8 protein-coding genes are annotated in these 12,912 nt (G+C 69.9%); 3 read left to right on the top strand and 5 right to left on the bottom strand.

The annotated features are described in order from the left end of the window. Positions 1–5: 5 nt before the first annotated feature. Positions 6–887 (bottom strand): NAD(P)H-binding protein, encoded by an 882-nt coding sequence (locus ABZ342_RS40510; RefSeq protein WP_360484946.1) that lies wholly within the window; start codon positions 885–887, stop codon positions 6–8. Between the two features lie 69 nt (positions 888–956). Here ABZ342_RS40510 and ABZ342_RS40505 point away from each other — a divergent pair, with 69 nt between their 5' ends. After that, positions 957–1,580, top strand: coding sequence for a TetR/AcrR family transcriptional regulator (locus ABZ342_RS40505; protein ID WP_360484943.1), 624 nt, complete (start codon positions 957–959; stop codon positions 1,578–1,580). A 437-nt stretch (positions 1,581–2,017) separates the two neighbouring features. On the opposite strand, the gene ABZ342_RS40500 is transcribed toward ABZ342_RS40505, so the two are convergent. From ABZ342_RS40500 to ABZ342_RS40485, 4 genes are read right to left on the bottom strand one after another with little or no spacing between them, the layout of a single operon-like run. Continuing rightward, entirely contained in the window at positions 2,018–3,436 is a 1,419-nt protein-coding gene (locus tag ABZ342_RS40500) for an endo-1,4-beta-xylanase (RefSeq protein WP_360484940.1), read from the bottom strand. A 31-nt stretch (positions 3,437–3,467) separates the two neighbouring features. Then, the gene (locus ABZ342_RS40495) at positions 3,468–4,916 is read right to left on the bottom strand and encodes an arabinofuranosidase catalytic domain-containing protein (protein ID WP_360484937.1); all 1,449 of its coding nucleotides are present in this window, start codon (positions 4,914–4,916) and stop codon (positions 3,468–3,470) included. Between the two features lie 31 nt (positions 4,917–4,947). Next, positions 4,948–7,317, bottom strand: coding sequence for a ricin-type beta-trefoil lectin domain protein (locus ABZ342_RS40490; RefSeq protein ID WP_360484934.1), 2,370 nt, complete (start codon positions 7,315–7,317; stop codon positions 4,948–4,950). 27 nt (positions 7,318–7,344) lie between these two features. Then, positions 7,345–9,318: an alpha-L-fucosidase gene (locus tag ABZ342_RS40485; protein WP_360484931.1), complete on the bottom strand. Its 1,974-nt coding sequence runs from the start codon at positions 9,316–9,318 to the stop codon at positions 7,345–7,347. Positions 9,319–9,587: 269 nt separating this feature from the next. Between ABZ342_RS40485 and ABZ342_RS40480 the strand changes: the two genes are divergently transcribed. Both ABZ342_RS40480 and ABZ342_RS40475 read left to right on the top strand, forming a co-directional pair. Then, on the top strand, positions 9,588–10,976 hold the full coding sequence (locus ABZ342_RS40480) for a glycoside hydrolase family 43 protein (RefSeq protein WP_360484928.1): 1,389 nt from the start codon (positions 9,588–9,590) through the stop codon (positions 10,974–10,976). Between the two features lie 38 nt (positions 10,977–11,014). After that, entirely contained in the window at positions 11,015–12,637 is a 1,623-nt protein-coding gene (locus ABZ342_RS40475) for a ricin-type beta-trefoil lectin domain protein (RefSeq protein WP_360484925.1), read from the top strand. Positions 12,638–12,912 lie beyond the last annotated feature (275 nt).

Below are 12,912 nucleotides of genomic sequence, written 5' to 3'. Positions count from 1 at the left end.
GGAAATCAGGTTCGATCGGCCACCGCCGGCTTGACGGTTTCTTCGGCGAACTCGCGGAAGGTGGTGGGCGTGGTGTTCTCGGCGGTGCGCGGTGTGGTGTTGTTGATGCCGCGTTCGCCGGCGCGGTCCATGTCCATCATGGACCGGGCCATCGCGTCGGAGAACCCGCGTCCGGTGAGGAACTGCTCGATCGCGGCGCGTTCTCCGAACTGGTACCGGACGGGCGTGCCGAGAACGTCGGTGAGGGTTTCGGCGATGTCGTGGTACGAGAGGTCCTCACCGCCGAGGGTCTCGACCGAGTCCTGCCCGGTCCAGGTGCGGTCGAGCAGGTACCCGGCGGCGAGCGCGGCGATGTCCTTGGTCGCGATCCACGGCATCCGGAAATCGGCGGGCAGGGTGCCCGGGACGACCCCGTTCCCGATCGCGGCCACCTGCCGCAGGATGTTGTCCATGAAGGTCGGCAGGGCCAGTGCGCGCACGTGCGCGCCGGTGCTGCGGAAGAGGTCCTCCATCGCGTGTGACGCCGACACGTGCCCGGCGTAGATCCGCGAGCCGCGCCCCAGCGCGGAAATGATCACCACGCGCGGTACCGCGTGGCGGACGACGGCGTCGGCACCCGGGATGGAGGCGGTCACGTACGCCTCGTAAGGACTGCTCGCGGTCGCGGCGGCCGGCATGAGCCAGAACAGCGCGTCGGCGCCGTCGAGAGCGTGGTCCAGGACGTCGCGATCGCGGTGCGACCCGACGACGACTTCGGCTCGCTCCCGGACATCGCCGGGCAGCTTGGCGGGGTCCCGGACGACGAGCCGGACCGGCTCGCCCCGCCCGAGCAGCATGGGGACGAGCTTGGCGCCGATCTGCCCGGTGGGAGCGGTGACGACGATCATGGATGATGACTCCGATCGCTGAGCAGCAGAAGTAAACTCGACTGTACCGTATACTTTGAGGTGGACGCCATGGCCCGACGCGGGGAAGCGCTGCGCGAGCACATCCTCGACACGGCGAAGCTCGCGTTCCTGGAGACCGGCTTCGACCGGACCTCCATGGACGCGATCGCGGCACGCGCGGAAACGTCGAAGCGGTCCCTGTACGCGCACTTCCCGACCAAGGACACGCTGTTCCTCGCGGTCGTCGAACGCATCCGCGCCCTGTTCGGCGACCGGATGGGCACACCGGCCGACTACGCCGGGCCACCGGAGGAGGCGATCGTGCGGTACTGCGGGCGCTTCGTTCAGCTGCTGGGCTGGTCCTCCGTCGGGAAGATGGTCCGCCTCGGCATCGGCGAGGCGGACCGGCTGCCGGACCTGGCGGCGGGACTGTTCGACGTCCTCTTCGGAGTCACGACCGGCAACCTCGCGGCCCACCTGGTGACGGCGTCGGGGCTCGCGGCCGGCGAAGCCGAGGCGGTGGCGAACGAGCTGATCGGCCTCGCCGTCCACCCGGCCCTGCCCCGGCTGCTGTTCGGCATCGATCCGCTCACCGAGGAGCTGCCGGACCCCACCCGGCTGGCGGCCGACGTCGATCTCGACCGGATCCGCCGGCTCGTCCGCCTCCTCGTACCACCGCCGCCCGAACCGTGAATGCGAGGCACGGCTCGAGCGGCGGCGGTCCCGGGATCTGTTCCTGAAACGTCGTGACCAGCAGGGCAACCAGCTACCCCGTAGACGGGCAGACGGACGCCCACCGACCTGCTTACCAGCATCGCAACGCCCGCGAAGCGCTACTTCAACCGCCTCAAGCCTTAACCAGTTCCGCGCCACCGCCGTCCGAGCCGCGAACACCAAGCACAGCTCGGGCGGCGGTCCGGGATCTGTTCCTGAACGTCGTGACCAGCAGGACAACCGGCTACCCCGTGGACGGGCAGACGGACACCCACCGGCCTGCCTTCCGACATCGCAACGCTCGTGAAGCGCTACTTCACCCGCCTCAACCTTCAATCACCTCAAACAGTTCCGCACCACCGCCGCCCGAGCCGTGAACACGAAGCACGGCTCGGGCGGCGGCGAAGACGACGGTCCTAGGCCGCTGCGGCCCACTGCTGGTTGGACCCGCCGTTGCACGTCCAGATGATCACCTTGGTGCCGTTGGCCGTGGCGGCGCCCGTCACGTCCAGGCACAGGCCCGACTGGCCGTTCGTGATGGTGCCGCTGCCGGTGAACGTCCACTTCTGGCCGGTGCCGCCGGTGCAGCTCGCGATGACCGCCGCCGTGCCGGCCGCCGCGCCGCCGCTCGCGGTGTCCAGGCAGCGCTTGCCGTCACCGGAGTAGACCGTCAGCTCCCCCGTGCTTGCGCGGGTCCACTGCTGGTTCGTCCCGGTGTGGCAGTCCCAGATCTGCAGCGCGGTGCCGGCCGCCGTCGCCGAGCCCGGCACGTCCAGGCAGCGGTTCGACGCCACGGCGCGGACCGTGCCCCCGCCGCCCGGGTTCGGCGCACCGCCGTTCAGCACGTCGAGGACGGCGGTGTACGCCTGCTTCTTGCCGTAGTTGCCGTCGAACAGCAGCGGGGTGTCGCCCGAACGCCACGAGTACTTGTCCGTCACGCCCCACACCGTGATGCCGGTGCAGCGGGACACCGCCATGCACGCCTGGGCGACCTGCCGGTAGACGTTCGCCTGGCCGGAACCCGAGCCGCCGACGTCGAGCTCGGTGATCTGGACGTCGACACCCAGGTCGGCGAAGCGCTGCAGGTTCGCCTGGTAGCTGCCGAGGTTGGAGTTCGAGCCGAGGTGGCTCTGGAAGCCCACGCAGTCGATCGGCACGCCGCGGCTCTTGAAGTCACGGACCATGTTGTAGATGCCGGTGCTCTTCGCGTTGACGCCGTCGGTGTTGTAGTCGTTGTAGCAGAGCTTCGCGTTCGGGTCGGCCGTGCGCGCCGCGCGGAAGGCGTCCTCGATGTAGCCGTCGCCGAGCTTCTGCTGGAACACCGACTGCCGCCGGGTGCCGTTCTCCTCGAACGCCTCGTTGACGACGTCCCACGCGATGAGCTGGCCCTTCCAGTGGCCGGCCGCCTGGCTGATGTGGTTCAGCATCGCCGAGCGCAGGTTGTTCGCGTCCAGGCCGCTCACCCAGCCGGGCAGCTGCTGGTACCACACGAGCGTGTGCCCGCGGATCTTCATGCCGCGGCTGCGGCCCTGGACGGCGATCTGGTCGCCGGGCCCGAAGTTGAACTGGTTGCGGTTCGGCTCGACCGTGTCCCACTTCATCTCGTTCTCCGGCGTGACGCCGTTGAACTCCGCCGCCCACGTGTTGACGTAGGCGCTCTCGCCCAGGTGGCTCGTCGAGATCGCGGCACCGAAGTACCGCCCGCTCTGCGCCGCCGCGGCGCCGAGGGTGCTCGCCGCCCCGGCGACGCCGGGCGACAGCACCAAGGCGGTCGCCGAGAGGCAGGCCGCCGCCAGGACGGTGACGGCGGTCCGGGTGCGTGAACTGATGGTCATGACAACTCTCGTTTCGTCTCGGGTGGGGGGATCAGCCCAACGCCCACTGCTGGTTGCCGCCGCCGTTGCAGGTCCACAGCTCGACCGGCGTGCCGTCGGCGGTGGCGGCGCCGGTCACGTCGAGGCACAGTCCTGATTGGACACCGGTGACCGTGCCGTCGGAGTTGACGGTCCACTGCTGGTTGCCCTGGCCGTTGCAGGGCCACGTCACCACCTTCGTGCCCGCGCTCGTGCCCTGGCCGGAGGCGTCCAGGCACAGCGTGGCCCCGCCGAGCGTGGCCGTCAGCCTGCCGTCCGACGTGCGTGTCCAGGTCTGGTTCGCCTGGCCGGTGCAGCCGGCGATCTGCGCCTGCGTGCCCTGCGTCGAGTTCGGGGCGGACAGGCACTTGCCCGCGCCGACCGCGCGCACCGGCCCGGTGCCGGTGGTGTTGCCGCCGGTGCCGTACCCGGCCGCGACGATGTTGGCCTGCACGGCGTTCTCGGTGGCGTCCGACGGGTAGCCGGACGTCATGACGCCCTCGTAGAACGTGCCGGCGGAGCCGATGCTGTTGTCGCCGCCGGTGCCGAGGATGATGGCGCCTTCCTTGCGCATCGGGTTGTAGCCGGACACGTTGGGGCGCACGCCGTCGTAGAACGTCGACACGCCACCGGACTGCGCGTTGCCGCCGCGGATGGCCCACCGGTTCGGGCCGCCCTTGACGATGGCCGTCAGGTACCGGTGGCTGATGCTCGGGTCGTTGGCGTTGTACCGCTGGTTGACGCCGGAGAAGAGGCCGTTCTCGAGGTCCGCCATGATCCACGGGCCGTTCCCGGCACCGTAGCCCCAGACCTTGATGTTGCCGAAGTAGATGGCTTCCATCGTGCCGTTGCCGTTGTCCCGGCTGTTGCGCTCGGCGTTGCCGTAGTCGAAGCAGCATCCGCCGTTGTAGTGCGTGCCGTCGAAGATGGCGTACATGCCCTCCGGCTGGTCCCCGGTGGCGGTGCCGGTGGCGTTGTTGTCGCGGTAGCCGGTACCGGGCGCCACGAACACGCCGTACGCCTTCTGACCGCCGACCGTGGTCGGGGCGGCGGTCGCGTTGGCCAGGTTGTCGTACCCGCCCGCGGCCGGGCCGGAGAAGCCGCCCGGCGGGGCCTGGGTGAGGTGGTTGCCGCGGCCGGACTGGTCGTAGATCACGGTGATCAGGCACGTCGTCCCGGCGCAGAAGGAATCCTGGGCCGCGGCGTTCGCGACCCCGCCGGCGCTCAGGACGCCGATGTCCCGCGTCGTGTTGTCCGAAGCGCGCCGCACCTGGTAGAGCGAGCCGTTGTACGCGCCGTACAACGCCCGCGTGGTCGCGTGCGCGGCCACGCACGGCGTGCCGCCGGCCGCGTAGAGGTCGCATGGTCCCTGGCCGGCGGCCTGCGACGGCGTGGCCGTGCCGGCCACCGCGCCCGCGGCGATCACCACGGCCGGCCACCACGTTCTCCAGCGTGCACTCATCGGTGAACTCCTTTGTCCGGAGGAAAGGCGATCAGCTCCGCGTCCACTTCTGGGCGCTGCCGCCAGTACAGGTCTGCAGGGTCACCGGCGCGCTGTTCCCGGTGCTGCCCGGGGTGAGGCACAGTCCGGACGCGACACCGGTGATCGTCCCGTCGGCGGCGGCGGTCCACTGCTGGTTGGTCCCGCCCGTGCAGTCCCAGATGATCGCCCGGGTCCCGGCGGCGGTACCGGCACCCTCGGCGTCGAGGCACTTGCTGCCGTACACCTGCAGCTGCTTCCCGGAAGTCAGGGTCCACTGCTGGTTGCCGCCGCCGTTGCAGTCCCACAGCGTCACCTGGGTGCCGTTGGTCTGGGAGACGTTCGGGACGTCGAGGCAGCGGCCGGCGCCGGTGTTGCGCAGCACGGAGGTCGACCCGCCGCCCGAACCGGCGACGGCGAGGTTGTCGAACTGCGCGGTCTCGCCCTGGGCCGTGCCGATCCCGACCTGGCCGGCCGGGAAGGTGCTGTCGGTGACGGTGCCGAGCACCGCGCCGTCGACGGAGGCGGTGATGGTGCTGCCGGAGAAGCCGAACGACAGCTGGTGCCAGCGGCCGGTGCCGAGCGCGGTCGTCGTGCCGCTGCGCAGCGTCGTGTTCTGCTGGCTGGTGTTGTTGCGCCGGATCGACCAGGCGCCGGTGTCGCTCACCCGCAGGTAGTACGCGTTCAGCGCGCCCTGATTGCCGGTGTCCTGCGAACCGGCCCGGCCGAGCAGCTCGACGTACCCGGACTTCTCCAGCAGGACGTCCGTGCTCAGCGTGTAGTTGCTCCAGGCCACGTTGCCCAGCAGCGCGTAGGGATCGGTCGTCTTCTTCCACGGGATCGCCTTCTGGGGAGCCGACTGGCGCACGCACGTGCCCGCGCGGCCGGCGCCGCACGCGGACGTCTCGAAGGCGCCCTCCATGTCCATCAGGTACTTGGCTTCCTTGCCCTTCGCGTACCCCTCGAAGTCGTCGCCGTAGGGCAGGTTCAGCGAGCCCTGCGGCGGGCCGGCCGCGGTGCCCTTGCCTTGCCCGGTGGTCGTCGTGACGGTGTAGAGGTAGCCGGGCTGCGCGGTCAGGGAGAAGGCGCCGCCGGACGGGGTGATGTCCGCGCTGTGGACGAAGTGGTCGCCCGCGTTGTTCGAGTTCAGGTTGGTCGCCCACACGTGCACCTGGCCGGTCGACAGCCCGCCGGTGACGTTCAGGTTCAGCGTCTGGGCCGCGGTGGCGTCCATCGTCTCGATGATCGTGCTGTAGCCGGTGTTGTCCGGCGACTTCAGCGAAACGTAACTGCCGTTGGCGCGGTTGCCGCCCAGGTAGCCGCTCGAGGAGTCGAGGTACTTCCAGCCGGGTGCGGTGAACTGCGTGGTGTGCGCCAGCGCCCAGGCGTCCTTGCCGACCGAGTAGTACCCCGACCACGGCTGGTTGGCGAGGATCAGCCCCACCGTCGGCCAGGGGATGTTCGGTGTGGTGGCGGCGATCAGGTCCCAGTTGAGGTACGCGGTCATCTTGCCGTCGAGGTAGACGCGGTTGATCCCGCGGGCCAGCGGCTTGGCGCCGTCGTTGTAGTCCTGGGAGCCGTTCTCGCTGGACCACAACGTCTTCCCGGTGTTGACGACGTTCGCCGGGACGCTGCAGGAGGTCTGCGCGCTGAGGTAGCCGCAGGTGTAGTGGGCGCTGAGCACGTCGCTCGCGGCGCGGTAGGCCGCGTTGGTCGAGATCGCGCTCGCGGGTCCCCAGTCGCCCGGCCACGAGTCGCCGGAGATGACCTTGACCGCGCTGTACCCGTTGGCGTTGAGCGCGTTGCGCAGGGTCACGGTCCAGTCGGCGCTCCACTGCTTCTCGTTCTGGACGCTCGTGAGGTAGTCGATGGTCAGCCCGTGCTGCTTGGCGCACCCCAGCCACGAGAGGTAGTAGTCCGTGAGGTCGTTCGAGAAGAACGTCCCGTTGCCGATCCAGCCCGGCGCTCCCCAGGGCAGGCCGACGAGCTTGATGCCGGGGTTGCGCGCCTTGGCCTGGTCCATGATCCACCACTCGTAGCCGCGGTTGCAGTCGAGATCGCCGCGGAAGTGCGCGTGGCTGGGTTCGGCGCCGCTGGTCGAGTTGGTGTCCCCGCCCATCTCCACCTTGAGGATCTGCAGCGCGGCGCCGTAGCCGGGCTTGAAGAGGTAGTCGAGGATCTGGCCGCGCTGCGGCTCGGGGTAGTCGATCAGCAGCCGGCTGTTGCCCCCGCCGCCGCTGACCGCTCCGACGCCGTCGAACGTCCGGCCGGCCGAACCGCCGTCGATCGTGATCGAGGTGGCGGCTTCGGCCGGTGCGGCGGCCACCACTCCCCCGGCCAGGACGACGGCCGCGGCCATCGCCGCTCGAACCCTTCCGCGCATGGTGGTTCTCTCCTCCGGAGACGGGGATCAGACGGCCGTGACGGTCCATTGGTTGTTGGTGCTGCTGTTCGGCGCCCACAGGACCACGGTGGACCCGGACGTCGTGGTGCCCGCGCCGTCGAGCGCGGTGCCGGTGCCGCGGTTGACGATCTGGTAGCGCCCGTTGCCGAGCCCGGCCAGCCGCCACTGCTGGTTGTCGCCGCCCGTCCAGGCCGCCTGCCCGGCGCTGACGCCGTTACCGGTGCGGCCGAGGCTGTCGGCGACCATGCCGTTGGTGCGGTTGACGATCCGGTGGTACCCGGTGCCGAGGTCCACCAGCTGCCACTGCAGGTTGGTGGAGCCGTCGTAGGACCACTGCTTGAGCACCGACCCGGACGCGACGTTCCCGCCGCTGTCGAGCGCCAAGCCGGTCGTGACGTTGGCGATCCGCACCCAGCCGGTGGGGAGCGGCCCGGACCCGGGCGCCGGGATCTGGCCGGCGAACGTCAGCTTCACCACGTACGCCGGGGCGCTGAACGGCGCGGTGGCCGACGGCATGCGGATGTGCAGCCCGGAGCCGTCCTGGGTGCGGTCGGGCAGGTCGGTGTAGGTCCCCGCGGTGGCGCCGAGCAGCTGCACGGTCTTCAGCGAGGCGAGGGTGATCCGGTTCGAGCCCAGCGTCGGGATGTCCAGCGTCGCGCCCGGCCAGCCCAGGACCGTCGCGTACAGGACGGTGTTGTCCTTGCTGCGCGTGAACCGGAGGTCGCGGTTGGTGCCCTCGCGCGGAGTGGTGAAGGAGCCGCCGCCCATCTGCGTCGGGCCCTCGCCGTAGACCGACCAGGCACGGGTCGCGTAGATCGACTCGCCGAAGCGGCCGAGGTAGTCGCCGATGCCGAGCAGGATCGTGCGCTGCCCGGCCGGAATGGTGCCGTCGGCCATCGGTGCGATGTTCAGCAGCATGGTGCCGTTCTTGCTGACGCGGTCGATCAGCGAGTGCAGCATCGCCTTCATCGAGTAGTAGCCGATGCCGGTCGTGTAGCACCAGCTGGAGGAGGAGATGCTGTCGTCGGTCAGCCAGTACGGGTTCTGGAGGTCCCCCGGGCCGCCGCGTTCGAAGTCGAAGACCTCACCCCGGTTGTCGAAGCCGTCCTTGTAGGTGGCGACGACGTCCTTGTTCCACGCGACGGCCTTGTTGTAGTAGTACGCCAGGAAGTTCAGGCGCCGGGACTCGTCGACGCGGGGCAGGTTGAAGTCCTGCCAGAGCAGGTCCGGCTGGTAGCCGTCGACGACCTCGGCGAGCTTGTCGTACCAGAGCTGGTTTTCCGCCGCCGAACCCAGCTGGCCGTACAGCTTGCGCAGGCTGGCGTCCGATTGCGCCGGGACGTGGTCGTAGAAGCCGGTGAAGTGGTAGGCGTGGTGCAGCGACACCATGAACTTCAGGCCGCGGGCGCGGATCGCGTCGGCGTGCAGCCGGACCAGGTCCAGCCGCGGGCCCTTGGCGACGGAGTTCCATTCGTTGACGGCGCTGTTCCACATCGAGAAGCCGTCGTGGTGCTCGGCGACGGGCCCGGCGAACTTCGCGCCGGCGTCGGCGAACAGCTGCGCCCACTCCGCCGGGTCGAAGTTCCCGCCCGCCGACTTGAGCTTCGGCGCGAACTGGACCCAGTTGCCCGCCTTGTCCCGGGCCCCGTTGACGAAGTTGTGGTACGGCCACGCCGACGGGTCGCCGTACACGGCCTGGTGGTGGTTGTTCTCCGCGGAGCCGCCGATGTACATGTTGCGCGGGTACCACTCGTTGCCGAACGCGGGGACGCTGAAGACGCCCCAGTGGAAGTAGATGCCGAACTTGGCGTCCTGGAACCACTCCGCCGCGGGCGGGTGCTGGTCGACCGAGGACCACGTGGGCGTGTAGCTGCCCGGCCCGGCCGTCGCCGCCGCGGTTCCGCCGCGCAGGAGGCCCGCCGTCGCGGCACCGCTCACGGTGATCAGGCCCAGCATGGTGCGTCGGCTGAACTCGGGCATGGCGCGAAAGCCTCCTCGACACCGGAAAAGAGTTAGCGCTAACAAGAACTGCAACCGAATTCAGGTGTAGGCGCAGACGGCATCCACGGTCAAGCCTTCCGGCGGATCACTGGTGACAGCTCGCCTAAACCCCAGCGTGGACCCGACTAAAGATGTGTAACTTTCAGGCTCGGTGGCGAATGGTTGTGAGCGTGAACATCGCCGTGCCACACTCCTCCTCGCCCGGCTCCGGAGCGCGAGCACAGTGACCACGACCCCAAGGAGCACTCGTGAAAGCCGCGTCCTCCCCTTCGGCGATCTTCAAGCCCCGGCGCTGCTTCGCGCTGATCGCCGGACTGCTCTGCGCTCTGGGGATGTTCCCCGCGGTGGCCCGAGCGGACAACCCGATCATCCAGACCATCTACACCGCCGACCCGGCACCGCTGGTGTACAACGGCCGCGTCTACCTCTACACCGGCCACGACGAAGACGGCTCGACGAACTTCACCATGAAGGAATGGCGGGTGTGGTCGTCGGCGGACATGGTGAACTGGACCGACCACGGGTCGCCGCTGAACCTCGCCAGTTTCACCTGGGCGAGCGCCAACGCCTGGGCGGGCCAGACCGTCTACCGGAACGGCAAGTTCTACTGGTACGTCCCCATGACGAACCGGGCCACCGGCTCGATGGCGATCGGCGTGGGCGTGTCGGCCAGCCCCACCGGGCCGTTCAGCGACGCGCTCGGGCACCCGCTCGTCGGCAACGGCGAATTCGACCCGACGGTGTTCGTCGACGACGACGGCCAGGCCTACCTGTACTGGGGCAACCCGCACCTGTGGTACGTGAAGCTCAACGCGGACATGATCTCCTACTCGGGCGCGCCCACGCAGATCCCCCTCACCACCGCCGGGTTCGGCACGCGCCCGGGGAACACGAGCCGGCCGACCCTGTTCGAGGAAGGCCCCTGGGTCTACAAGCGCAACGGCTTGTACTACAACGTGTTCGCGGCGAAGTGCTGCTCGGAGTTCATCGGCTACTCGACCGCTCCCGGCCCCACCGGGCCGTGGACCTACCGCGGGACGGTCATGCCCACCCAGGGCGCGAGCTTCACCAACCACCCGGGGGTGATCGACTTCAACGGGAGCTCCTACTTCTTCTACCACAACGGCGCCTTGCCGGGCGGCAGCGGTTACACGCGCTCGGTGGCCGTCGAAAAGTTCGCCTACAACGCCGACGGTTCCATCCCCACCATCACCATGAGCACCACCGGCGCGCCGCAGGTGGGGACGCTCAACCCGTACACCCGGCAGGAAGCGGAAACGATCGCCTTCGAATCCGGCGTCGAGACCGAACCGTCCGGCGAAGGCGGGATGAACGTCGGCTACCTCGAGAACGGCGACTGGATCAAGGTCAAGGGCGCCGCTTTCGGTGCCGGTGCCCGGTCGTTCACCGCGAGAGTGGCGTCCGCGGCCGGTGGCGGCCGGATCGAGGTCCGGCTGGACGGGACCGGCGGCACCCTCGCCGGGACCTGCACCGTGCCGGGCACGGGTGGCTGGCAGACCTGGACGAGCGTGTCGTGTCCCGTGACCGGAGCCGTCGGCACGCACGACCTGTACCTCCGGTTCACCGGGGGCAGCGGCTACCTGTTCAACGTGAACTGGTGGCAGTTCGCCGCCTGAGCGCGGATTCGGCCACCCACCACCGGAAAGGGACGACGATGTCCGTTCGAACGCGTCAGCGGATCGCGTACTTGCTCACCGCCGCGGCGGTGGCCGCCACGGCGTGGTCACCACCGGCCGCCGTCGCCGCACCCGGCAGCCCGGCGCTCACCCCGCCGCTCGGCTGGAACAGCTGGAACAGCTTCGGCTGCGGCGTCAGCGAAACGGCGGTCCGCCAGGCGGCCGACGCGATGGTCTCCTCGGGGATGAAGGACGCGGGCTACCAGTACGTGGTGGTGGACGACTGCTGGTTCGACCCGCAGCGCGACAGCCAGGGCGCCCTGCGCGCCAGCCCGTCGAAGTTCCCGAGCGGCATGAAGGCGCTGGGCGACTACATCCACGGGCGTGGCCTGAAGTTCGGCATCTACCAGGTGCCGACCGACCGCACCTGCGCCCAGCGGACCGGCACCTACCCCGGATCCACCGGCAGTGCGGGGCACGAGGCCCAGGACGCCCGCACGTTCGCGTCGTGGGGCGTGGACTACCTCAAGTACGACTGGTGCTCCCCCGCCGGCACCCGCGACGAGCAGGTCGCCCGCTTCGCCCTGATGCGCGACGCGCTGCGCGCCACCGGGCGTCCGATCGTCTACAGCATCAACCCCAACAGCTACCACGCCATCACCGGGGACAAGTACGACTGGGGCCAGGTCGCCGATCTCTGGCGCACCACCGAGGACCTGCTCGACATCTGGCAGAACGGCAACACCAACAGCTACCCGATGGGCGTGGGCAACGTCCTCGACGTCACCGCCCCGCTGGCCGCGCAGGCCGGTCCGGGACACTGGAACGATCCCGACATGCTGGTGGTCGGGCGGCCCGGGCTGTCGCTGACCGAGTCCCGGGCCCACTTCGCGCTGTGGGCGCTGATGGCCGCGCCGCTGATGGCGGGCAACGACATCCGCACCATGTCGGCCGACGTCAGCGCGATCCTGCGCAACCCCCGGCTGCTGGCGGTCGACCAGGACCGGCTCGGCGCCGGCGGCCGCCGCGTGCGCGACGACGGCGACGTCGAGATCTTCGCCAAGCCACTGGCGGACGGGTCGGTGGCGGTCGGCCTGCTCAACCGCGGCGTCGGCACGACGACCATCGGCACGACCGCCGCCCAGATCGGGCTAGCCGGTTCGGCGTTCACCCTGACCGACCTGTGGACCGGGACCACGTCGACGACCGGCGGCTCGATCTCGGCGAGCGTGCCGGCCCACGGCGTCGCGGCCTACCGCGTGTCCGGCGGTTCCCCGCTGGCCGCCACGACGTCCCGGCTGCGGGGCACGGGATCGAGCCGGTGCCTGGACGTCGAAAACGCCTCGACGGCCCCCGGCGCGGGCACGGTGATCTGGGACTGCCAGACCGCGGCGAACCAGCTCTGGACGACCTGGCAGAACGGCGAAGTCCGCGTGTTCGGCGACAAGTGCCTGGACGGTTCCACCAGCGGCGCCCGCGTCCTCAGCCGGCCGTGCACGGGTCAGGACAACCAGAAGTGGACGCTGGCCGCCGACGGCTCGGTCCGGAACGTCCAATCCGGACTGTGCCTGGACGCCGAAGGCGCGGCGACCGCCAACGGGACCCGAGTGGTCCTGTGGACCTGCAACGCCCAGCCGAACCAACGATGGGCGCGCGCCTGAGCCGTCGAGGCCCGGACCGGGGCCGGTAAGTGGCAGTCAGGTGCTCTGCCCCGGCCCCGGAGACCGGGGTGCCGAGCACGGACGCACCCAAGGTTGCGTTCGGTGCGTGTGACGCGCCGAACGCAATTTTGGGGGCGTTCGCCGCCGCCACCGAGGAAGCACCAGTCGAGCCAGCGGTGGACCCGCGCCTGACCAGCCAAGGAAGGCAGTGGCGGCCGGATGCTCTGCCGCGGCCCGGTCGTGAGTGGGAAACAGGGTTAGAACGCTGTTTCCCA

Origin of the sequence: Amycolatopsis sp. NPDC005961 (assembly GCF_040629235.1) — a bacterium.
GTDB lineage: Bacteria > Actinomycetota > Actinomycetes > Mycobacteriales > Pseudonocardiaceae > Amycolatopsis > Amycolatopsis camponoti.
The sequence above is the reverse complement of the archived record's forward strand: the minus strand, read 5'-3'. Positions and strand labels throughout refer to the sequence as shown.

Coding starts and splice junctions, on each gene's coding strand:
- ABZ342_RS40505 (WP_360484943.1), top strand. CDS start 957: ATGGCCCGACGCGGGGAAGCGCTGCGCGAGCACATCCTCGACACGGCG.
- ABZ342_RS40500 (WP_360484940.1), bottom strand. CDS start 3,436: ATGACCATCAGTTCACGCACCCGGACCGCCGTCACCGTCCTGGCGGCG.
- ABZ342_RS40475 (WP_360484925.1), top strand. CDS start 11,015: ATGTCCGTTCGAACGCGTCAGCGGATCGCGTACTTGCTCACCGCCGCG.
- ABZ342_RS40490 (WP_360484934.1), bottom strand. CDS start 7,317: ATGCGCGGAAGGGTTCGAGCGGCGATGGCCGCGGCCGTCGTCCTGGCC.
- ABZ342_RS40495 (WP_360484937.1), bottom strand. CDS start 4,916: ATGAGTGCACGCTGGAGAACGTGGTGGCCGGCCGTGGTGATCGCCGCG.
- ABZ342_RS40510 (WP_360484946.1), bottom strand. CDS start 887: ATGATCGTCGTCACCGCTCCCACCGGGCAGATCGGCGCCAAGCTCGTC.
- ABZ342_RS40485 (WP_360484931.1), bottom strand. CDS start 9,318: ATGCCCGAGTTCAGCCGACGCACCATGCTGGGCCTGATCACCGTGAGC.